General features: G+C 58.5%; 16 protein-coding genes and 1 pseudogene. 8 read left to right on the forward strand and 9 right to left on the reverse strand.

What is annotated here, in order from left to right; genetic code table 11:
* Positions 1–3 precede the first annotated feature (3 nt).
* The 4 genes and pseudogenes from IVA80_RS20535 to IVA80_RS20550 all read right to left on the reverse strand — a co-directional run bounded on the left by IVA80_RS20535 (position 4) and on the right by IVA80_RS20550 (position 3,870).
* Positions 4–921 carry an NADP-dependent oxidoreductase gene (locus IVA80_RS20535; protein ID WP_247434392.1) on the reverse strand — a complete coding sequence of 306 codons (918 nt, stop codon included), beginning with the start codon at positions 919–921 and terminating at the stop codon, positions 4–6.
* 318 nt (positions 922–1,239) lie between these two features.
* Positions 1,240–1,607, reverse strand: a pseudogene (locus IVA80_RS20540) (HAD family hydrolase); the annotation flags it as partial.
* The gene (hemF, locus tag IVA80_RS20545) at positions 1,598–2,485 is read right to left on the reverse strand and encodes an oxygen-dependent coproporphyrinogen oxidase (protein ID WP_247434303.1); all 888 of its coding nucleotides are present in this window, start codon (positions 2,483–2,485) and stop codon (positions 1,598–1,600) included. The pseudogene IVA80_RS20540 and the gene hemF, both read right to left, overlap by 10 nt.
* A gap of 452 nt (positions 2,486–2,937) precedes the next feature.
* On the reverse strand, positions 2,938–3,870 hold the full coding sequence (locus IVA80_RS20550; protein WP_247434306.1) for a LysR family transcriptional regulator: 933 nt from the start codon (positions 3,868–3,870) through the stop codon (positions 2,938–2,940).
* Between the two features lie 1,419 nt (positions 3,871–5,289).
* On the opposite strand from IVA80_RS20550, the gene IVA80_RS20555 reads away from it, so the two are divergent.
* Positions 5,290–5,427 (forward strand): hypothetical protein, encoded by a 138-nt coding sequence (locus tag IVA80_RS20555; RefSeq protein ID WP_247434309.1) that lies wholly within the window; start codon positions 5,290–5,292, stop codon positions 5,425–5,427.
* 476 nt (positions 5,428–5,903) lie between these two features.
* On the opposite strand, the gene IVA80_RS20560 is transcribed toward IVA80_RS20555, so the two are convergent.
* Positions 5,904–10,592 (reverse strand): ATP-binding sensor histidine kinase, encoded by a 4,689-nt coding sequence (locus IVA80_RS20560; protein ID WP_247434312.1) that lies wholly within the window; start codon positions 10,590–10,592, stop codon positions 5,904–5,906.
* Between the two features lie 778 nt (positions 10,593–11,370).
* Here IVA80_RS20560 and IVA80_RS20565 point away from each other — a divergent pair.
* Complete coding sequence (locus IVA80_RS20565; protein ID WP_247434316.1) at positions 11,371–11,922, forward strand: PAS domain-containing protein; 552 nt, start codon at positions 11,371–11,373, stop codon at positions 11,920–11,922.
* Between the two features lie 212 nt (positions 11,923–12,134).
* Entirely contained in the window at positions 12,135–12,701 is a 567-nt protein-coding gene (locus tag IVA80_RS20570; protein ID WP_247434319.1) for a sulfite oxidase-like oxidoreductase, read from the forward strand.
* 38 nt (positions 12,702–12,739) lie between these two features.
* Here IVA80_RS20570 and IVA80_RS20575 read toward each other — a convergent pair whose 3' ends face one another.
* From IVA80_RS20575 to IVA80_RS20585, 3 genes are all read right to left on the reverse strand, one after another.
* A complete protein-coding gene (locus IVA80_RS20575) occupies positions 12,740–13,129 on the reverse strand; it encodes a response regulator (RefSeq protein WP_247434322.1) in 390 nt (129 codons plus the stop codon).
* A gap of 356 nt (positions 13,130–13,485) precedes the next feature.
* Positions 13,486–14,142 carry a response regulator transcription factor gene (locus tag IVA80_RS20580; RefSeq protein WP_247434325.1) on the reverse strand — a complete coding sequence of 219 codons (657 nt, stop codon included), beginning with the start codon at positions 14,140–14,142 and terminating at the stop codon, positions 13,486–13,488.
* Positions 14,143–14,589: 447 nt separating this feature from the next.
* Positions 14,590–15,777, reverse strand: coding sequence for an AraC family transcriptional regulator (locus IVA80_RS20585; RefSeq protein ID WP_247434328.1), 1,188 nt, complete (start codon positions 15,775–15,777; stop codon positions 14,590–14,592).
* An 852-nt stretch (positions 15,778–16,629) separates the two neighbouring features.
* Between IVA80_RS20585 and IVA80_RS20590 the strand changes: the two genes are divergently transcribed.
* Positions 16,630–17,304, forward strand: coding sequence for a peroxiredoxin-like family protein (locus IVA80_RS20590; RefSeq protein ID WP_247434331.1), 675 nt, complete (start codon positions 16,630–16,632; stop codon positions 17,302–17,304).
* Between the two features lie 203 nt (positions 17,305–17,507).
* On the opposite strand, the gene IVA80_RS20595 is transcribed toward IVA80_RS20590, so the two are convergent.
* Positions 17,508–18,461, reverse strand: a complete 954-nt coding sequence (locus IVA80_RS20595) for a LysR family transcriptional regulator (RefSeq protein WP_247434334.1) — start codon at positions 18,459–18,461, stop codon at positions 17,508–17,510.
* 488 nt (positions 18,462–18,949) lie between these two features.
* Between IVA80_RS20595 and IVA80_RS20600 the strand changes: the two genes are divergently transcribed.
* The 4 genes from IVA80_RS20600 to IVA80_RS20615 all read left to right on the forward strand — a co-directional run bounded on the left by IVA80_RS20600 (position 18,950) and on the right by IVA80_RS20615 (position 22,823).
* Complete coding sequence (locus tag IVA80_RS20600) at positions 18,950–19,906, forward strand: AraC family transcriptional regulator (protein ID WP_247434337.1); 957 nt, start codon at positions 18,950–18,952, stop codon at positions 19,904–19,906.
* A 1,360-nt stretch (positions 19,907–21,266) separates the two neighbouring features.
* Positions 21,267–22,040 carry a heme ABC transporter permease gene (locus tag IVA80_RS20605; protein ID WP_247434341.1) on the forward strand — a complete coding sequence of 258 codons (774 nt, stop codon included), beginning with the start codon at positions 21,267–21,269 and terminating at the stop codon, positions 22,038–22,040.
* A gap of 10 nt (positions 22,041–22,050) precedes the next feature.
* Positions 22,051–22,203 carry a heme exporter protein CcmD gene (gene ccmD, locus IVA80_RS20610; RefSeq protein WP_247434344.1) on the forward strand — a complete coding sequence of 51 codons (153 nt, stop codon included), beginning with the start codon at positions 22,051–22,053 and terminating at the stop codon, positions 22,201–22,203.
* Positions 22,200–22,823, forward strand: coding sequence for a DsbE family thiol:disulfide interchange protein (locus IVA80_RS20615; protein WP_247434347.1), 624 nt, complete (start codon positions 22,200–22,202; stop codon positions 22,821–22,823). The genes ccmD and IVA80_RS20615 overlap by 4 nt, the downstream gene beginning before the upstream one ends.
* Positions 22,824–22,900 lie beyond the last annotated feature (77 nt).

The following is a 22,900-nucleotide window of genomic DNA, read 5'->3' on the forward strand; positions in this document are numbered from 1 at the left end:
CGCTCACGGACGTACGCGGATGATGGTCTTTCCGATGCGTCGCTCGGTCCGGTTCAAGTCGGCGACGGCATCGTCAAGGGTCAAGACGGCGCCGATGTTCGTCCGCAGCCGCCCGTCCCGCACCCGCTGAACGATCTCAGTCAGTTGGGCACGATCGGACTCGACGACGAAATCGACCGCTAAGCCGTTGGCAGGCCGTGCCTCCGGCGGGCCAGCAATGGTCACCAAAATTCCTCCGGCACGGATCAGGGCTGCGGAGCGCTTCCCGATGTCGCCACCGAAGACGTCGAAGACCAGATCGACTGTACCGACGTCTTTCAGGGCGTCGTTCTCGAGGTCAATGAACTCTTGTGCGCCGAAGTCGAGCACCGCCTGACGGTCGGAGGTCCGTCCTGTGCCGATGACGTAGGCGCCTGCCGCCCGCGCGAGTTGGGTCACCATCGAACCGACCACGCCGGCAGCCCCGAGCGCGAGGACGCTCTGCCCGGCCCGGAGACGACCGTGCTCGAACAGTCCCTGCCACGCAGTCAGCCCCGGCATTGGCAGACTTGCGCCCACCGTGAAGTCGACGTCACCCGGCAGCGGCGCGAGGTTGCGCGCCTCGACCGCCACATACTCGGCCAGGGTGCCGTCGCGCGTCCAGTCCGTGAGGCCGAACACCCGCTGGCCGACGGACAGCCCCGTCGTACCATAGCCAAGGGCAGTGACCACTCCGGCGAGCTCGTGCCCTGGCGTTGATGGTGTTCGGTCGCGATTGAGGCGATCGGTCCAGGTCGGGGGCCACGTCAGCTCATCCCAGGTGAATCCCGACGCATGAACCTGAACGACAACGTCGTTTATAGCCGCGTGCGGCTCGGGTCTCGCCGCCAGCTTCATCCCGGCCTTTCCCGCAGCCTGTTCCGTTACCACGATCGCCTTCATCGTCCAGCTCTCGATGTGTGGGATTTCGCCATCTTTAAAGTTCCTGTGCAGATGAGCGAAAATGGAATAGCAAAAATCGATCGTCCAATGAGCATTGGCTATGGAGTCGATGCCATCGACTTGCCGTACAACAATCAGCAGTGCGGAACCGCACACGAACGAGCCGACCCTCATGATGAGGATCGACCGCTGGTCACCCTTGGCTTGGAAATGACCACCACGGCTGACGTGTCTGTTCGACTTCGCCATTCGATCTCAGGAGATGCATATTGTCTCCGGGCGCGGAGATAATCGCGGAATGCTGGTGTGGTGCTAAGACTCAAACCGCTGGAGCATAGTGCGCTGCGTGTCCGCGGCGCCCTTGGTCACCAGCGCGAGCTTGACGCCGAGCGCCTTCAGCCTGTCGATCGCATCATGCGCGCCCGGGACATATCCTCTTCGCGATAGCTGGTGAAGCGATCGGCCAGGCTCATGGCGAGATCGTCGGGCAGAGCGCGGTGGCCCGCGGCAGCGAGCGCGGCAAAGCCGCTCTTGACGGTCAGATGCCGGGCTTCGGCAAGCTTCAGTCGCCATGAGGCGTCCGCATTGGCCCAGGCGATCTCGGGCCGGCCGTGGGACGACAGGATGCCGTCGTCCATGTCGATCAGCATGGCCCGGGGGAGAAGCTTGCCCGCGCTCATGGCCACTTCACCTCCGGCGGCAGCGACGACAGGATCGAGTCGACATTGCCGCCGGTCTTGAGTCCGAAAATCGTGCCGCGGTCGTAGAGCAGGTTGAACTCGACATAGCGTCCGCGCCGGATCAATTGCTCCTCGCGGTCTTCGGCCGTCCATGCCGTCGCGAAATTGCGACGCACGATGTCAGGATAGGTCTTCAGGAAGGCGTGGCCGACGTCGTGGGTGAAGGCGAGATCGGCGCCCCAATCACCGCTGTCGTGCCAGTCGTAGAAAATGCCGCCGACGCCGCGCGCCTCTTTCCGGTGCGGCAGATAGAAATACTCGTCGCACCATTTTTTGTATTTGTCGTAATCGGCAGCGCCGTTCGCTCCGGTACAGGCGTCCTTCATCGCAGCGTGGAAGGCGATGGTGTCGGCATCGTCCTGGGTGCGCCGGCGATCCAGCACCGGAGTGAGGTCGGCGCCGCCGCCGAACCAGGTCTTGGTGGTGACCACGAAGCGGGTGTTCATGTGCACGGCCGGCACCTGCGGATTGCGTAAGTGAGCGATCAGCGAGATACCGGAGGCCCAGAACCGCGGATCTTCCGCCGCGCCAGGGATCTGCGCGCGAAACTCGGGGGCGAATTCGCCGTGAATGGTCGAGCAGTGCACGCCGACCTTCTCGAACAGGCGGCCGCACATCATCGACATCACGCCGCCACCGCCGGGCGCGCCGGTGTGGTCGGTGCGCCGCCACGGCGTGCGTTTGAAGCGGCCGGCCTCGCCCGGATAGAGGCTTTGCGGCGCGTCATCCTCCAGCCGCTCGAAGCTCGCGCAGATGTCGTCGCGCAAGGATTCGAACCAGGCGCGGGCGCGGGCTTTGCGATCTTCAATGATTGAAACGTCCATATCCAAAATCCTGAAGGAACCAGCCCGTAGGGTGGGCAAAGGCGCCCTTGCGCCGTGCCCACCATCCTTCACCGGCGTCTTGAATCGTGGGCACGCGGCGCTTTGCCCACCCTACACGATCTATCCCTGCGGACCGTAATAGGTGCAGCTCTCGTTGCGACTGTGGCGGTTAATGCTGACGCGGATGAGCTTGCCGATATGCTGTAGCCGCCGCCAAACGAAGCGCAACAGGTTTTCCAGGATCGGGGTGACGGGCCGACGATGCCGTGGGCATCCATTCCCGCGCGCGACGAACTCGCGTTCTTCGCCCTGATCTGGCTCTCTCGGAACATCTGTAACCACCAACGCGCTCCTCACACTCGTACCTGGGTGCTTCTGGGCCTTAACGTCACCTAAATCACACGGTTTCGCGGTACTCGCTCATGTGCCGCACCTCGCAGCCGGCCCCGTATTCACGCCGCGTCGGAGGACGCGACCGTCGAGCCCCGCGTTTTGTCCAGCGCACTCGTCCAGTCGCGAAAACGAGCAACCTTGATAAAGGCGTCGAGCGCCGGCGAATACTGCCTCCCGGCCACGGCCAAAAGCTGCACCTCACGCCGGACGGGGTCGCCCTCGATTGGGATAGCCGCGAGCGACGGCAGCGTGGGAGCATGGTCTGGCGCCAGGATGGCCCCTAAACCGGCGGATGCCATTTGCTGAAGGTGCCTTTCCTGATCGCTCCTGTGCACAACTGTCGGGCCGGGATGGTCGGCAAAACACGCCTGCTTAAATCGGCCTGCGACGTCGCACCCGACCCTTTCGAGAAAAACCAGCTCGTGAAGGTTTTGAAGCGGGATAACTGTTTGACTCGCCATCGGATGTTTCCGCGACAAGACGAGCACATACCGCTCCTCGAAGAGCCGCCAGCGGTTGATGCGCTCAGGTACCTCCACCGCGTCGCCGACGAGTGCGGCGTTGATCTTACCATCCAAAAGCATCGCAACGAGCCCGTTGGCATCGGCCTCGCGCAGATCGACTCGAAGATCAGGGATGATCCTGGCGAGTTCCAAGAGCAATTCCGTGATGAGTGCGGCGGAGATTGATGGCGCCAGCCCGATCTTCAGCGGAGCGATGGTCTTCTTTTTATAGCCTCGCGCCTGAAGTCGTACCGACTCCGTCGCGGCAAATATTTCCTCCAGCGTTGGCAAAATCATGTTGCCCAGCTCGGTGAGCTGGGTGAGGTGACGTTCACGGTGGATCAACGCGCCACCGAGTTCTTGCTCCAGCTTGTGTATCGCCTTTGTCAGCGCCGGCTGGGTCACATTGCATTGCTCCGCAGCCCGCGTAAAATTGAGCGTCCTTGCTAGGGCTAAAAAATATCGCACCTGATGAAACTGCAGCTGCATACTTATACTCGAAAGGGTTGAGGTGGTTCGGACCATTCCAGTTCGTTGCCGGGGCGGGCAGGGGTGATGATAAAACGGTTTGTCGCGGAGCCTCCCAGGAAACAGGTATTGTGTGCCGGCTCGGCATTCTCGACCCGCGTCTTGCGGAACGTTTCCTCACCGACACTGCTTTGAATTAGCGTTGCGGACCAAGCCATCAGCTTTTGAGCGTCCCAAAGACGCGTCCAATCGTACGAACGTTGCATTGCCTCGCTCGGATCTCGACGTACTGGTGCGACCTTGAATTCGCCGTCATTGGAGTCATCGTCTGTTTGGTCAGCTAAAGTGTGAATATGTCACTCGGAGCGTGCATCACAGCCTATCCACTGCACTTTCCGGGGCCGGACAAATGGTCGTGGGATCGTGGGTCGCTTCTCCGCATTTCTCACACTTGTCATCACATCGACCGGGAAGCCGTCTCACATCCGGCTCGATGACCTGACAGCAGAAGAGAGTGAGTGTCGTGGAGGGGCAATGGCATCGGGGAAACGTCCATCCTTGCGATAGGGAACTACAGTTCGGCGAAGCGTAGAAAAATGCAGCTCCTTTGAACCCTGATCCGATCAAATGGTCGGATCACGTCGGGCACCAACAATCTCCAGTCGCGCGGACCAGAGCATCGACTTTGCGCCTTGCGCGGTGCGCGTCGTGTCCATCTGCCGATCGGTTGCAAAGCGACCATCGCCGATATCCCGTCTATGGCGATGGCCCTGACGTTGGTGGTCTCCATTGTGCTGTTTCCGGCTAGACTTCTGAATTCAGGTGACGCCAAGCCGCGGAGTGACTTGTCCAGCAGGGCGTACAACAGGACCGACACGCCATCCTTCCCGGCATTGGCAATATCGCCGTCGCTGTAGTTCTCCTACCCTCAATTTGGTGGTATCAGCTTTTGGCTCATGTTGATTGAACTTGCGGTAGCCTCGGCCATGAGTGTCGACATAGGGCTTGGTGCATGTGACGGTCACATCGTCGCCACTAGTCGCTGTGAATATCGCCGGCATCATTGTTCTCCTTGTCGCTGCTAAGCCTGATGCTCTTGCGGACTACAGATAGAGCGGGTTAATCGCTGCGTGAAGCGCAGTTCTTGTTACGGCGTTCTCATTCTTGCGGTTTGTTGAGCGCGTGTTTTATGACGCCGGCATCCGTTGCGTGCCCACATCTCAGAGGTCTGGACACCAGCTCGACCCAAATGGCTCGAACAATCCGCCGTAGTATAGAGGTGAGTATCGGTCGCGCTGTTCGGGCCGCGCGAGCGCCCGTTAAGACGGGTTCGCTGCGGTGCGACACACGCCACTGATATTCATAATTAAGGAACGTACTTTGCGCTCTTCGCTTGCCAAATCGAACTTGTTCCGGCGTTGACCGGACCTAGCGAATGCAATGACCGCGCACGAGGCCGGCAACGGCGACGGTGGTCAGGTTAGCGCGTCAATGCTTCCGATCACCGCTCCCATGCGGCAACACAATATCGGCATTTCTCTTGAACTTCGCCTCTGCTTTGTCGATCTCGGGCATTGAACGATCAAGCCAGACACGTAGCTCGGCATTCTTTGTCACGGAGAGCGGTGCTTGACGATTTCTGAGGCGCTCCCGGCGACCTCACTCAACGCCGTGGCCAACCCGACGTCGCCGCAATCCGAGTGCTCAGACTCGTCGCTCCTTAGCTGCGCTGAACGTGGAAGGAGATGGACATGAGCCGTTCCAAGGAACAAGCCACGAGCATGACGACCTCCTAAATGATGAATAGCGCGCTAGCGGCGCCAGCGGAACTCCAGTGCGTGCAGCCCAGAGTTCTTCCGTTAGGAATACATGGCGCTGTGATTTGTTTCGATCCGGCCACCCCTGGCGTATTGGCCATCTTAATGCGCCACATACGAGCTAAGATGAATCCGCTGCACCATCTGCGCACAACAGAACAGACGTGGGACTGATATCACAATTCGTGACGCCGGTAGCGATCCGGTCCGTTGCAGACGCGCTGCAAACTGTTCAATTCACGAGGCCTGATTTGACCGTGCGGGCAGCGTGAATTGAAACGTCGCGCCCCGAGGTTGAGTGGCGGTGGCCCACAGTCGTCCCCCATGCGCTTCAATGATGGTGCGGCAGATCGATAGGCCCATCCCCAAGCCGCCGGGCTTTGTCGTGTTGAAGGCGTCAAAGATGCGCTCCAGACCCAGTGAACTCAGACCTGGCCCGGAATCCCGCAGTACTACCAGCACGCCGTCCGGCTCGCCCTTACCAGTGGTGATCACCAGTTCTCGCGGATCCTCGCTGATCGAGCTCAATGCTTCAACGGCATTGATGATCAGGTTCATTATCACTTGTTGCAGCTGGACCCGATCTCCTTGAATGAGCGGCAAACCGTCCCCGAGGTGTGATTGCACCGAAATGCCATTCTTCACGACTTCGCCGCGGGTCAGGGCGATCACCTCAAGGATTGCTTCGTTGATGTCCACGTCTTCTTTCCGTAGAGGTGCTTTTTTGAAAAGCGCTCGTATCCGGCCGACAACCTCGCTGACGCGATTGCCGTTAGCAAAGATCCGGTTGAGAGCGTCCCGAGCTTTATCCAGATCTGCTGGTTCTTTGCTCAGCCAGTGCAACGCCGCAGAGGCATTGTTGAGCGTCGCCCCGATCGGCTGGTTGACTTCATGGGCGATCGAAGCCGAGAGATGCCCCATTGTTGCAACTCGATTCGCGTGCACGAGCTCCATCTGCACCTCACTGTAACGCCGTTCGCTTTCGCGAATTTTCTCCTCCGCCCGCTTGCGCTCAGTTAAGTCTACCACGAAGGCCGCGCCTTGGTCGGATCGCTCTCCGAAGGTCGCTGCCCCGACCAGCACCGGCACGCGGCTGCCGTTTTTCACGAAGTACTCCTTCTCGTAGGGTTGCGTGGTCCCGGTCGCCTCCAGCTGGGCTAGTCGTCGGTCGTCGGCATCGCTCCATTCCGTGGGTGTCAGGTCCCGCCAGCGCAGTTGGCCAGAGACGAGATCGTCGCGGCTGTATCCGACGATGCGGAGAAAAGCGTCGTTGGCATCGATGATCCTACCGTCAACATCCCAGACGAAGATTCCGATGATGTTGGCATCCACTAACCGTCGGATTCTGGCCTCCCGCTCGGCTAGTTCGCGATACAGGCTGGCGTTCTCTATTGAGATAGCGGCCTGGGAAGCGAGCAGTGTGAGGACTACCATTCGAGCAGGCGTAAACGCGGCAGTCGTAAGGTTGTTCTCCAAGTACAGCAGGCCAATCAACTTGGTCTGCTTAAGTATCGGCAGGCAGAGCACTGAGCGCGAGCGACGGTCGCGAATATAGTCGTCCCCTGAAAACGAATTCTGACCGGACGCATCGTGCAGCAGAACGCTTTTTTTTGTGCGAAGCACGTAGTGAAACACCGAGTTTGGCAGATCTGCGGTCGTGACGCGCGCCTGTTTCAGGACCACCGTCACGTTGTCACCGCTGGCTGTGGCCTCTGCTTCAATTTGATATTTGTCGGCTCGGGGAAGAATCAGGAGACCTCGATCGGCGCCTGCGTGTTCGATTGCCGAACTCATGAGCGTGTTCATTAACTTCTCGAAGACGATTTCGCCTGACACCGCTTCCGAAACTTTGATTACGGTTGCCAAATCGAGTTGCTCGAAGGGTGTCACTATCGTCGCCGTGGAATTCGGGGTCGACTCGTCCAGTTTGAGCTGCGGATAAAGTTTCTCGAGTTGGCAAACCTTTCCATCGGCTCCCCAGCGCTGATAGCAGCCCTGCGCGGCCCGCAAATAGGTTGCCGCGATTTTCCTGTAATCGCGCTCCGCGTAGAAACGCGCGGCAATCTCGTTGGCGATTGCCTGGATGTGCACGAATCCGTGTTTGCGAGCCTCGCGGATCGCCTTGTCGTACAGCTCCTGAGCGTTCAGTGTTCGGCCCTCCATGCGGGCGATCTCGGCGCCGACCAAGGCGGCGCGATCTTCGAAGGTTTCGGGGTTGACCTCCGCCCACGCCAGGAGTTCCCGGTGGTGCTCAAGTACAGATGCGAAATGCGCCGGCCTCTGCTCCGGTGGGGCGTGATCCCACATCGCCGCATGCGCCAGCGCGGCATAGAGGCGATACTCCGCCGACTCGAACGTTGCCGCCGACGTCCAAAGCAGGGGCTCCGCGTGCCGCGATGCATCGACCGCCGCCGCAAGCTCTCCGGCAAAAAAATGCGCCTGCAGCTTTCGCGTCCAGTAATAGAACTCCGAGAGCACGAGATCCGGGCTGTTGGCCAAGCGGCGTTCGGTATCGACTTGACTATATCGCTCATGATCCAGGCAGCCGAACGTTTCAGTCAGCCCGCGCAGGGTGAGGATCAAACCAAGTTGTGCTCCGCAGCGCTCGATGAGCGGACCGAAGCGCACCCGCCTCGCAAATGCCAAGCCCCTCTCGCATTCCTCTTGCACTTCCGCGAGTGGATCCCCGGCAGCGAGACCAACCGTGACGGTCAGCAGCTCGCACTCGGCTGTCAGATACTCGATCGAGAAGATAAGCCGGTAATTGCGTTCCCAAGTCTCTTCTGTAAGAAGGGCGCGGCCTGCCCTGAGATAGATGAGAGCGGAGTCGTATGCTGTCGAAAGTTTCGCGCGCCGACCTGCGATCAGATTCAATTCTGCGACGCGCTCGCGATCCTCGACAAAGTTGATAAGGTGAGAGCCACGGTTAAGTTGATTGGCGATATCAAATATCGCCTTCTCACGTCTTTCTAAGGGCGTATGCTCAGCGAGGAGCATTCCGATGCGGAGGTGAGCCTCGGCACGCAGCTCCGCCGGGATAAGCGAGTAGGCCGCTTCCTGCACGCGGTCATGCAGGAAGCCGTAGCAATTGTCCGTGCGGAAGATCAGGCCCGATCGCACCGCTTCCCAGAGATGGTCGTGCATGTCGTCGACGGAGCCCTGATACCCAATCCGCAGCATCTCGAACTCTGCAGTGTTGCCCATGCAGGCGAACTGCTGCAGTATCTTCTGAGTTTCTGGCGAAAGGCGCTTTAATTTGTCGACCATCAGCTCTACGACGTTGTCCGTGAAGCCTTTGGCACGAATGCGGGGCAGGTCCCATATCCAACGGCGCGCGCGGTAATCGAATGTCAGCAGGCGATCGTCCGCCAGAGTAGAAATGAACTGGATTGCAAAGAACGGGTTGCCCGTGGTTTTTTCGTAAATCAAGTCTGCCAGTGGGGCGGCGGGCTCCAGTTGGCAGTGAAGGGAGTCCACAAGCAGTTTACCTAGATCGTCGCGACTGAGTGGTGTGAGAACGATGTCCTGCACTGCGGCTCCGGCCTGACGAATCGCTTGAAGCTTACGTACCAGCGGATGGTTGGCATTGACCTCATTGGTCCGATACGCACCAATGAGCAATAAATGCTGCAAATCGTTGCGTGTTAGCAGATCTTCGAGGAGGTCGAGTGTGGCGACATCCAGCCATTGCATGTCATCGAGGAAGAGCGCAAGCGGATGTTCAGGTCGCGCAAACACGCCGATGAACCGTCGAAAGACGGTCTGAAAACGTCTCTGCGCTTCCTGCGGCGGCAATTCGGGCACTGGCGGCTGGTCGCCAATGACGTGCCGCAATTCCGGGACGAGATCGACGAGGAGCAGTCCGTTCGGACCCAGCGCCTCACGAATTGCGCCCTGCCATTTGTGCAGATCTTCCTCGTTCTGGCTGAGGAGCCGCCGGATAAGGCTCTGAAACGCATGGGCCAGGGAGGCGTGCGGAATATCCCGCTTGTGCTGGTCGGATTTGCCCGACGCGAACAAGCCGCGTGGCGACACGAGTGATTTATGGAGCTCATTGACGACTGCGGATTTTCCGATTCCAGAGTATCCGGAGACCAGCACCAGTTCGGCTCGGCCACCGCCAACGATGCGGTCGAAGGCGGTCAGCAGAGTGTCAACTTCGCGGTCCCTCCCGTACAGCTTCTCGGGGATGATGAGGCGATCCGGGGTATCGTAAGCGCCAGGAGTGAAGTCATCGATCCACCCGTGGGACTCCCACTGGGATAGGCAGCGCCGAAGATCGCTCTCAACTCCCACCGCTGTCTGATATCTTTCCTCCGCGGTCTTGGAGAGCAACTTCATCGTGATCGCGGAGACCGAGACTGGTACGGTTCCCACCCACGCTCTGGGTGCGGCTGGTTGTTTCGCGATATGACAGTGCACCCATTCCATGGGTTCGGAGGCCGTGAATGGAAGAGTCCCGGTCAACATTTCATAAAAAGTCACTCCAAGCGAGTAAAGGTCGCTCCGATAATCGACCGAGCGATTCATTCGTCCCGTCTGCTCGGGTGCCATGTAGGCGAGCGTTCCCGCGATGAACTCGGGAGGATCGGGCGACTGGCGCTCGCGCGGAAGTTGGGACGCAATCCCGAATCCGGTGAGCCATGCGTTACCGGTCTCGTCGACGAGGACATTCGAAGGCTTGATATCCCTATGGATGAGGCCCTGCTGATGGACTTGACCCAGTGTTCTTGCCAGCCCAATAGCGATGCTCAGGAACCGAGTCACATCTAGCGGTTGCCCATGGTCACGCTCAAGAATCCAATCCAGCGGCTGACCGCCGGGGTCCTGGAGTAGGAGGATCGTCCGCCCTTCGTGACGCGTAATGGCCAGAGGCTTGGCAGCCCAAGCGGGATCGAGTTCGGCGGCGATCGAGTATTCGTGCATAAGCCGCCTGATACTTTGAGGCGACGGCTGTTCAAAGAGTGCGATCGCTAGGACCGACGAGGGGTCATCGTGTTTCCGGCCGCGGTAAAGGGTAAAATCCGCGCTTTTCCGCAGGGGCACCAGCACGTACCCCGACAGCCCCGGGATAGGTGACATTCTTGTCGCCACGGGCATCACGACCTCGGAGTATTGATTTGGACAGGACGCTAGAAGGATGTCAACTGCAACGAGATATCTGTGGCCGCGCCAGACAAAGAGTTGGTCCAATCTTTCGGACGACCTGGAACTTTCTGGGTCTCTTCGTCGACAACATTCTACGCAGCGGCACTCCGCTCATCAGACAAGTGCGTTCACTTCCACCGAGCCTCTGAGCAGATGAGCCCAAGGCAGACAGGTTAACCTCCGGTAGGCGTTTGCTCATAAGCCGAGCCCTTCTTGGATTGTGGTTTCAGGCGATCTTCCGGCATGCCCGCAGCGCCGCCTCCCGCAGCTCGTTAGGTCTCCAATTGGGAAAGTGACTGGTTCCGCGCTTCACCGCGACCTTTCACGCTCCGCCCAGGTCACGGGCTATCCCTCGTCCTCGCCGCTCCCATCATTTCGCTCACAGTCCTGCTACCGAAATGTGGCGGCTAGCCTTCGCGAAGCCCGTCTCTCAGGACTTGAGAGTTCCGCAAGATAGAGTCTTCCTGCGTAGTCTGAAGTGTCCTCTTGACATGCGGGATAAACGGGACATGAAATTCGATCGTCTTCTGACTCCATCGCGCAAAGGAAGTTGAAAATGGCAACCAGCGTGACACATAGTGGTTTGGCAACAAGCACGATGATTTTGGATGGTGACTTCGACGAGATCGACTTCCGGGGAGAACTCGTCGACGGCCACCTCGTCGCAAAAGGAATTCTTGCAGACCAAGCGGCAATGGATTCTATCCCTGTAGGGATATACGTCCTTGAGAAGGATGCCACCGTCGTTAAGTGCAACAAAGCTGCAATCGCGGGTTGGGGACGGACGCCGTCCTTGGGAACCTCGGAAAAGTTTTGCGGGTCACACCTGCTTCGTTACCCCTCAGGAGAAGTGATGCCGCACGAGCTTGCGCCACCTTCCGTGGTGGTCAACAACGGCGCCACCGTTCGGAACGCCGATGTAATTTGCGAGCAGCCAAACGGTTATCGTCTTCTGGCGCTCGTAAATGTGTTTCCAATTCGTGACGACGAGGACGAAGTGATCGGAGCGGTCAACATTTTCCGACACAACACCAGCAAGACTGTTCCTGGCTTACTCTCCGAGCCTGCAAGTGGTTCTAACTCCAAGAGCGGTGACGGGGAGCAGTGAGGCTCCCCCTCGCCGCCTCGGGGACTAGCGTGTTGGTAGTTCGCTTCTCGGAATGTGGTGTACCAGAAACCCATGTTCGGTGATGTCCGAGGCAACCCGGGTGACGCTTTTCAGGCCCCGAAAATCACTACGTGCGCCAACTAGGCCGCGCTACTCCTTTTGCGGTGGAGCGATTTGTGCAATCGAACGAGCGACGCGAACGGGAGCGTGAGATGCGTGACGCTGGGCGGCTGCCCCCAGGACAGTCGCTGACGCTCAAGTGGCCGGTGCTGCATGTGGGCTCGGTGCCGCTCTTTGCTCCCACGACCTGGGATTTTCGCGTGTTCGGCCTGGTAGAGGAGCAGCTGCGACTTTCCTGGGAAGAGCTCTGCAAACTGCCTCAAAGCGAAGTATTTGCGGACTTACACTCCGTCTCGCGCTGGAGCCGGTTCGACAACCGTTGGGGAGGAATTCTCGCCACAGAATTGATGAAGCGAGTGACGTTGCGGCCAGAGGCGCGGCACGTGATGATCCATGGCGAGAACAACTACACGGCGAACCTGCCAATCTCGGACTTTCTGCTCCCGACGACGGTTTTCGCCTTGCGGCATGACGGCGAACCCCTTACGGCCGAGCATGGTTACCCGCTCCGGCTCGTGGTGCCAAACCTGTATGGTTATAAAAGCGTGAAATGGGTGCGCGGGATCCAGTTTTTGGATCGCGAATCGCCGGGCTTGTGGGAATTCAACGGATTTCACATTTACGGGGACCCGTTCAAAGAGCAACGATTTTCGAGCTGAAGGGAACGTTTCCTGCGCGGCAGCCGATCGATTGCTAATTACGGATTTTCATCTGATTTCGCGCGCTGTAGAGCCAATTCGACGCATCCGAGTAGAACCTTTTCGTCGATGGGTTTGGTCAGGTAGCCAACGACGCCCTGATCCAGAGCCCGAGCTCGCGCGCTGTCGTCGGGGTAAGCGGTGATCAGAACCGTTGGTATGTTATAGCCGGATCCTACCAAGCGGCTATGCAACTCAGTCCCAGTCATGCGCGGCATGTGGACATCAACAATCAAACAGGAGCTATCGCGCAAGTTTCCAGACGCCAGAAACTCCACTGCCGATGAGTAGGTCTCAGTCGTGAATCCGATCGCTTGCAGGAGACCCGCTAAGGCTGAGCGAGATTGGTCATCATCATCGATGATCGAAATTTGAATCTCGCTAGACATATCCCCACCTTCGTTCCTGGGGAGGTGGCCCGCCGCATCTCGCGTTCCGTGTCCATCTCATGAAGCGCACTGCGCGGACACCATTGGACGGTAACGACGAGGGTCTGAACTGGCGATTAGACGATGGACTGGCGGTGCTACGCTTTGGAACAACCGATGCTATACTTTGGAATAATCGATGCAGACTATCTGAATAGTTCAGCCCAGTTTGGGCCACGTCCGAACGCGTGCGCTGATGTCGGGTCGTTGCGCTCGACGCGGCAGCAGGGCCTGGCGGCAAGCGATTAAAGCCGTCAGTTGATTTGCGCAAACAATAACCCTCTTAGCTGATGCACGCACGTGCAAGCAGGAAGCGATTAAGACCGGGCCGACTTTATACCGAGCGTCTCCGCCATTTTGACAAGCTCGGCTAGCGATTGCGCACCCATCTTCTGCATAACATGACCGCGGTGCGCCTTTACAGTGATCTCAGCTATCTCTAGCTTAAAAGCGATCTGCTTGTTCTTTAAGCCAGTCGTCACGAGAGCCAGCACCTCTCGCTCGCGCGCGCTTAATCGCTCGAGACGCGACTTCAATTCCGTGAGCCACTGCTCGGTCTTCCGCCGCGTCCGATCGCGCTCGAGCGCGATCGTGACTGCATCCAGCATGTCTTGATCGCGGAATGGCTTGGTTAGAAAATCCACAGCGCCTGCCTTCATGGCCCTGACCGACATCGGAATGTCGCCGTGGCCGGTCATGAAGATGATGGGAATGGAAGCGTTCACTTTCGACAGCTCGGCTTGGACATCGAGACCGCCTAGGCCCGGCAATCTGACGTCAAGTACGAGGCAGCTCACCGCGTCGGGCAACAATTCGCCTTGCAGCAGCTCCGCTGCCGAGCCAAACATCTTGACCTTGAAGCCAACCGAGTTGAACAGGTCCCCGAGTGAGGCGCGGAAGTCGTTGTCGTCGTCAACGACGACGATGGTTGGCTCCTCGGCTACCGCACGCTTTTGAATTGAATGCTGCGCCATGGGATACTCCCCCAAAACCGACGATTCCGTGTAAAAATATCATCTTCACGAAGACCATTCAACAAATGACGCTCCGCGAGTTCCAGCGTGGAACGCGATCGTTTGCGCGTGAAGGTGGTCTAACTTTTCATCGGTCGGACTAAAACAGGGGTGATGAGGACAATCGACCTAGTCTCGCACCCACCCATCAGCAGCTACAGATTTGCGAAACGTCCTAGGATCGCTCTGGGCGGGTCCGTTTCCCAGCGCCGCTTGCTTTCGGTCGCTTTGCCGAAGTCCCGCGATGGGCTTCTGCCTCTCTTCGCCACCAGCGGCAGATGCATGCCTTCTTAAGGCCCGTGACTTGCTTTCTTGACGGGCACCAAAGCCCGATCGTCCTCATCGCAATGTGACACCGAGACGCCGCTACCTTCGAATGGCAAAGTTGAGCGCGACGCCGCAATTCATTCATACCCTTATCGGAGGAGCCACGCTTCGGCGGTAATCCACGGGGGCAATTCCCGTCGCCTTCCGAAACGCCGTGGCGAACGCGTTACGACTGCTGAAGCCGACCGCCCGACCGATTTCCGTCATAGAGCCTGCGCGGTTTGCCAGCAGTAATTTGGCCTGTTCAACGCGACGTTTGGTCTGGTACCGATGAGGCGGCATTCCAAGAGATTGCTTGAACACCCGGCAGAAATGATACGGGCTAAGACGAACGAGCTGCGCCAACGTGCCAATCGGTATCCGCTCATTGAGATGTTCCTGGATGTAGGCGGTGACGAGCCGTTGCTGCCACTGTGCAAGACCACCTTGGAGTTGACGTTGAATGCTGGGCATCCCGCAAGTGAAACGCACGACTTCATGCATGAGCAAACTACCGAGACTCTCGAAGTAGACCGCGTCTCCTGCAGAGCTATCGACGAACGTCTTCAGCTTGAGGGCGGTGTTCCATAGCGTTTCGTCTTCGAATAGTAGGCGTGGGGAGTCCGGCAGGCCGGTGATGCCACGTTTAGAAAGAGCCTTCAGCCTCTCAGGGTCGAAGTAGAAGTACATGAGCTGCATCTGCGATCCGCGCGGCTCGTGCCAATCGTAAAACTCGCGGCCCGCAGGAACGAATGTCAGCTTCCGCCCGAGGTTCCGGAGCGCTGATGGCGGCAAACCTTCCACAAATGTTTCTCCATCGCGGCGCTCCCCCTTCTCGTACATGACGAGCATATGCATTGGAGCCCGATACTGATGTTGGATTTTGCCTCGGCTTGTGGATCGCACAGATTCGGCCGTCATGCCGTGCCCTGTTAGGGTGAGGCGTGCCACTGCCTCGCGAGGAGAAATTTCAACAACGGGGTGGATCAAGTCCGCCGGCACCTGATCATCCAATTGGCGAATTGGGTCGAAAATGAGCGGCTCATGGTCGCCAACAATGATCGGAGATTGAGCTATCGGCAGCAACATTCGTGATCTTGAAAGTTGTTGCCGATCTTCAGGGCCGTGGCGCCAATCGCGTGGCTTTCCAAGCTTCTTGCATAAAGGAGCTTGCTGGAGCTCGGGTCGCGGCGTGGAGGGCGAAAGTGGTCGGCGGCGTTCCACCATCGCTTCACCCGTCTGCTGGAATTTGACGCGTGGCGTCAACTGGTCATCATTGGCTGGACCCATGGAATTCGAACTCCGATTCAGGACTGCATTCATCCATACCGTTGCGCGATCGCTGTGCCTGTTTTGGGAGTAGGGCGTCGCGCCGGGCCGAGCGGCAGATCCTCCCCGAAAGCTGCTACAAGCGATGCGAGGTGAGCCTGCCCTGCGACACGGAAGTCCCCAATTGCACTCGCGTTTGCATGTCTGACAGAAAAGGCAAAACGGGACTAGACTTTTGGCGGAGCAGGGCTGCGACTTTTGGATATCCCGGCTCCGACCTATTTGGCGCGCGGCGTCACTTCACCAACTCTGATTTTTGAAGCGCCGGGCAAGCGAACCTCAATTTGGTTACGTCGGTCTCCCTCAACGCCGCGCGGGCTAGAAGGCACCTCTGTCGGTCGCGGCATACGTTATCAGCAACAGATGTTCGACTGAAGAGGTTGGCTTGCTCACCGATTGTCGTGGCTTCGCGGCTGCATCTTGCAGAAGCACTCTTGACAAAAATGCCGAATAGGGCACGCGCTCCGCAAATCGAACCCAATGCCTCGTGCAGCGATCAGGTGTCGGTTCGGAGGATAATCTTGGCGAACAGCTCGTCCAGCTCGACGCTTGGCTATTGCCTCTCCTCGATCGTGTCGCTCGGCGTGAAGGAGCCCTGGCGCGGTGAAAGAGTCGTGACCTCCTCAACGGAAGCTGCTGCCTACTTGTTCGTCTGCCCGCGCGCATCGCGATACTGGGGCCGGCGACTATTCCTAACGATTATTCGTCGACGGTTACCATTCCAAAGTTGAATTTTCGTTTTCCAGAACGCTCGGTCACCATGGAAGAAACATACGCGGACAGGTGCCGCGAGGGGTACCGGGGAGAACCAGAATGGGCGCCAAAGTTTCGAAGGGACGTCCCGTCAGTACGCCGATGGACCCTCCCGCGGAGACCTTGAGTGGCTTTCGCACGCTGGACGTCCGAACCGACCGGATGGTTTCATCATGGCTGCGAGAGGCGGGCGTTCCTGACGGCGCCCTGAAGGCGAACGCTCTTGCCCCCGATTTCCTTCTCCCCGAGGTAAATGGAAGGCTCGTTTCATCTTTGGAATTGCGACAAACTGCACCGTTGATTGTCACCTTCGTTTACGGGACTTGGTCCCCAATGTGCGCAGCTGGTCTACGCGCTCTTCACGGGGCCATCCCTAGTATCCGCGCTGCTGGCGCCAGAGTAATTGCGATAACGCCCGAGACTGGGGACTTGCTACGCAATTTCAAACGCGACCGCCGACTGGATCTGGAAATCCTCTCCGACCTAGATCTTGGGGTGAGCCTTTCGTTCGGCCTGTTGTCCGTGGTGCCGGCGGACGTAAAGAGCCATCTCTTGCGGCGCGGACTCGATCTCTGCGCTCCCCATGGCTTCTCCTTTTGGATGTTGCCGATGCCGGCCATCTATGTCCTCGACCAACGAGGGATCATCCGTCGAGCGTTTGTCGGCCCGGACTCCATCACGGGAGCGAAGACCGAAACCTTGCTTGCTGCCCTGTCCGAAATAGGATGGGCCTAAGCCTCGCCCTTCGAGGCTGACCGGAATGAGACAAGTCAATTCAAGAGGCTGCGCATGGGTGACTGCAACTGCGTCATGGCCCGGCTTGTCCTGGCCATCCACGACTTCGCGTCACTTCAGCAACGACGGTTAGATGCCCGTGCCAAGCTCGGGCATGAAGAGGCGGGACCGGGGCCCGTGATTTGGATCAAGGAACCTGCACCTTATGCTTCAGCCGTGCAAACATTGTCCTTGTTCGAGTCAGGGGCAGATGCGCGGCGGAGTTTGTCCAACGCACTCGTCCAGTCGCGAACACGAGCAACCTTGATGAAGGCGTCAAGCGCCGGCGAATACTGCCTCCCCGCCACGGCCAAAAGCTGCACCTCGCGCCGGACGGGGTCGCCCTCAATTCCGACAGTGGCGAGCGACGGCAGTCTGGGAGCGTGCTCTGGCGCCAAGATGGCCCCCAAACCGGCGAATGCCATTTGCTGAAGATGCCTTTCCTGATCGCTCCTGTGCACAACCTTGGGGCCTGGGTGGTCGGCAAAACAAGCCCGCTTAAATCGGTCTGCGACGTCGCATCCGACCCTTTCGAGAAAGACCAACTCATGCAAGTCTTCGAGCAAGATGACGGTTTGCCTGGCCATCGGATGTTTCCGAGACAAGATGAGCACGCAGCGTTCCTCGAACAGGCGCCAGCGGTCGATACGCTCAGGCAGCTCCATGGCGTCACCGACAAGTGCGGCATTGATCTCGCCATCCAAAAGCATCGCAACCAGCCCGTTGGCATCGGCCTCGCGCAGATCGACTCGAAGATCGGGGATGATCCTGGCGAGCTCCACGAGCAATTCCGTAATGAGTGCGGCGGAGACTGACGGCACCAGTCCGATCTTAAGCGGGGCTATTGTCTTCTTTTGATAGCCTCGTGCCTGAAGCCGTACGGCCTCGGCGGCGGAAAATATTTTCTCCAGCGTGGGCAAAATCATCTTGCCCAGATCGGTGAGCTGGGTGAGATGACGTTCACGGTGAATCAGCGCGCCACCGAGTTCTTGCTCCAGCTTTTGTATCGCCTTTGTCAGCGCCGGCTGCGTCACATTGCATTGCTCCGCAGCTCGCGTAAAATTTAGCGTCTTTGCTAGGGCTAAGAAATATCGCACCTGATAAAGCTGCAGCTGCATAGTCATACTCGAAACATTTGCCGCGGTTCGGGCCGTTCAGTTCGTTGCCATAGTAGGCAGGGGTGATGATCAAGCGGTTGCTCGCGGAGCTTCCGAGGAAACAGGTATTGTGCGCCGGCTCGGAATTGCCGGCCGCGTCTTGCCGAAAGCGTTCGCATCGATGCTGTTTCCTATTGAGGTCGCGGTTGCTAGAACATCGTACGCGAGACCAGTTTAATGTCAGGTTTGCATTGGGATCGCCTCGACCACCTTTCCATTAAGTGCTTTTTGCTCATTTGGGGATCTCCTAAGGCGTCAGTTCTGGACAGTGAAATGAGGGCCGCGGGAAGCGCGGCACGCTCACACTAGTCGAAGAGGTTCCCAACTTCGCTTAGGCAGTTGGTCATGGCGAGCAGATGCGCATCATCCTAGCCATAATACAGTACCAAGATTTGCAATTGTCCTGTCCTAAGACTAGGACATCAGCTCAATCCGAGAGTCCGAAACACATGTCCGATCGTCCAAATCTTACATTGCTTCGATCCCATCTCGATGTGCTGATGGCAACTTTGGATGTCGACGTCATTGGGCTCATCGAGTGTTTGGTTAGCCCAGGCTGGCGCCTGTCATTCGGAAGCGCGGAGGCGCCGGCTATCCACTACAATCTTTCCGGGACCGGACGAATGGTCGTGGGTGGCTTCTCCGCATTTCCTCTAGTACCTCACACCCTTGTCATCACACCGGCCAAGAAGCCGTTTCACATCGAGGTCGATGACCGCACAGCGGCCAAGAGAGTGAATGTGGTCGAAGCGCAATGGGATCCGCGCTTCGGCGAGCGAATCCAGCGATTCGTCGCCGGGGACCTGGACCCGATGGTCATGCTGATCTGCGGGTACTTTCGCGCTACCTACGGCTCGTCGATCGACCTCTTTGCAGGCCTTTCCACGCCGATTGTCGAGCGCTTCGAACCAGCCGATGAAGTGGGGTCAAAGTTGCAGGCCGCGTTGGCAGAAATCAGCGGCCGGCGGGTTGGAATGCAGGCGATGACAACCGCCATCCTCAAGCAGGTGCTCGTCACGCTCGTCCGTCGCAGTCTCAATTCGACCAGCGTTTGGCTCGAACGCTTCTCTATTTTGAGTGACCGTCAAATCGCTCTTGCGTTCGCCGATATGCTGGCGCGGCCGGCGGCCGATCACTCCGTCATGGCCTTGGCGCAGACGGCCGGCTTGAGCCGATCCGCATTCATGGCGCGCTTTGTGCGCACGATAGGATGTTCGCCAATGGTAGCGCTCCGGCAAATACGGATGAAGCGTGCAGCCGATATGCTCGCCGCGAGGACATTTTCAGTTGAGCAGATCGCGCGGGCGGTCGGTTATAGGAGCTACAGTAGCTTTCTCCGTGCCTTTCGCCAAGTGCATGGATACGTTCCGGAAGAATCTGAGGGTGATGGACAGAACTCCGATTGAACATACGGCGAGGTGGTGAGGGCAGCCAAACGCCGCCGTGATGCGATCGCGTCTGAATTAAGCTTATGATAAATGGCTATCGGATAGATAGTCGCAGGGCATTTCCCATTATCCGGCGGCGACGGCACCTCAGCACTCGCCTTGCGAGTTACTACCGGGGCGACCGAAACGCATCGCCGAGCTGTCGTGGTCACAACAACGTTAGCCGCGGCTCATCGTGGTTGGGCGCGCGATCCTTTGTCACGAATTCGATCATGGCCTCGAAAGCGGATCGCCGATTAGCAACCGATGGCACCTGCATTGCGAAACCGAAATGACTGATTTGAAGTCATGTGTGGACGGCCCCGTGTCCCGCATTTTCTTCGCTGCTTGAGACGCGGTCGCCCTCTAACTCCTGCCGTACCGGCCTTGATCGTAGGCCTGCAGGATGCGGACAAACTCGGCCATGCTGGATCGATCCCGACCGGTCACAACCGCAACTTGAGCATTGGACGCGGGCCGGCTCCCTTGCCGGAACCGGATTAAGAGATCGGCGATGCTTATCATGGGGGGCTCTCCGCAACCATGGAAGTAAACAGTAATTACTGGCAACATGCGGCTCGATGATGGGAAAGACCGGTCGAGCATTACGTGGCCGACCTTGTCCTGCAACTGCCTGCTCGCGGGCCGGTTCCGTTGCTGTTCGCTCCGTATCATCTGGTAGCACCGGACGCTTAGTTGTTGCCATTGCGCGAGGGTATGAAGTGACCCTACCGAGTTATAGGTCGACCAGACCTCGGTTCAATTCCATATGAGTGCACACAAAAAAAAGGGCCGCCTGCGTTGCCACAAGCGGCCTAAGTCTAGGGAGGAAACGCCCAAGGTGGGCAGCGATAGCTGGGAGGGCCACCGCACGCGTTTTAGATACGACGATCGCGATTGGTGGCTCAATTGACCCTACGTACGGGTCGGGCATCCAAACGGAGTAAGGGACCTATACGAAGAAGGCGCCCTTTAAAGCGGACCGCTTACACGAGACGAGCGCCGTCACTTTTAGCTCATTACGCCGAGCATCGAGCGCGGCATTAACCGCTATCTCGACGTCGCACGCGATCGAATAGCGCGCGGCTCCCACCTGCTATCGGTCTCTCGAATTGCTGTGCCGTCTGCACGCGACGATTTCGGCCACTCCAAGTATACAAATCGGAGCCGCTCAGCTCTGGGCGCCTAGCGGGCATCAAAACAATAACTGGAGGTAATTTGTGAAATCGTCTCCGGTATGATGCGATACTCATCGGCTTGTAGACGCCCGAGTGGCACGAACTTTCGTCGGGAGCGCGAGCAATCCCGGCCTGCAGGTTGAGTTCGAGGAGATCGGCATTTGAGTCTGAACTTCACTGCGTACAGCAATCCTGGTAATTTCGTGCGTAGCGCCGCAAGGCTGCTGCCTTGGCTTTGGGGTTCGACGGCGTTCGCCTTCGCAGTTGGTCTGCTTGGAACATTCGCCGCGCCACCCGACTACCAGCAAGGCGAGACGGTGCGCATCATGTACATCCACGTTCCCGCCGCGTGGACAGCGATGCTTGCCTACACGTTCATGGCGGTGTTTGCGCTCGGATCCTTAGTTTGGCGTCATCCACTTTCCGATGCAGCACAAAAGGCGGCTGCGCCGCTTGGCGCGGCTTTCACCTTTATCTGCCTCGTCACAGGCTCCCTCTGGGGTAAACCGATGTGGGGCGCATATTGGGTTTGGGACGCCCGGCTCACCTCCGTGTTGGTTCTGTTTCTGATCTATCTCGGTCTGATCGCGCTCTGGCAGACGATCGAGGACCCGAACAGGGCGGCACGAGCAGTTTCGATCATGACCTTGGTTGGGTTCATCAACATCCCAATCGTGAAGTTTTCGGTTGATTGGTGGAACACTCTCCACCAGCCGGCATCGGTATTTCGGATGGAGGGCTCGGCGATTGCCGGCACGATGTTATGGCCGCTGATTGTGATGGCGCTCGCATACTCGCTTTTGTTCGTGACTCTCCACGTAATGGCAGTCCGTAACGAAATCATGCGACGCCGTATCCGGCGGCTTGCGATCACGATGGCGGCTGCGGGTGAACCTGCCATGGCTTGCATACTGCCTGTCGAAATGGCGTCCTGAGCAGATTGTGATGCAGCATAGCGGATTCATCACAGTGACTTTTCTGGTGACGGGCACCGTGCTTGCCGGGATGATCGCGGCGGTCCTCATCGACTATCGCGTTCAGCGCCGTACCCTGCGTCGTCTGCGACTTGGTCACTCCGATCCGCGCGGCCGCGTATGAGCAACATCACACCTTCGATTCACCTCCCTGCGAGCACCACGGCCCGTCAACGCGCGCTGGCCCGCCTGTGGGTGATTATCCCGCTTTTAGTCTTCTTCGGAATCGCGGTATTATTCCTGGTGCGGCTCGGCGCCGGAGACCCGTCGCTCGTGCCCTCCGCTGTGATCGGCAAGCCGGCACCGCAGTTTGCGCTGGAGCCGCTCGAGGGGCTTCGCACGCCTGGTCCACCCGGCTTGTCGAGCGCCGATCTGCGGAAGGGGCACGTGACAATTGTGAACGTGTTCGCATCATGGTGTATCGAGTGCCGGGAAGAACAAGGGGCTCTGATGGCGTTGGCGAGCGACCGGATGCTGCAGCGACAGGGGGTGACGCTTACCGGCATCGTCTACAAAGACGATCCCAGAAACGCGCTCGCCTATCTCGCCGCGAATGGGAACCCCTTCGCACAAGTCGGCACTGACCGGTCCGGCCGAACGGGCATCGATTTCGGCGTCTATGGCGTCCCCGAGACCTATGTGGTCAAGGGGGATGGCACAATCGCCTACAAGCTGGTTGGAGGCATCTCGGACGCAAGTCGACCTGCTTTGATGGCGGCAATTGCCGGGGCAGAGCGTCCATGACGACTGCCTTGCAAGTCCATTTACATCATTCGGGAGTGGCCGATCGGACCATGGGAGCGGCACACATAGAAGCAGTC

This window comes from Bradyrhizobium sp. 139 (assembly GCF_023074175.1).
GTDB lineage: Bacteria > Pseudomonadota > Alphaproteobacteria > Rhizobiales > Xanthobacteraceae > Bradyrhizobium.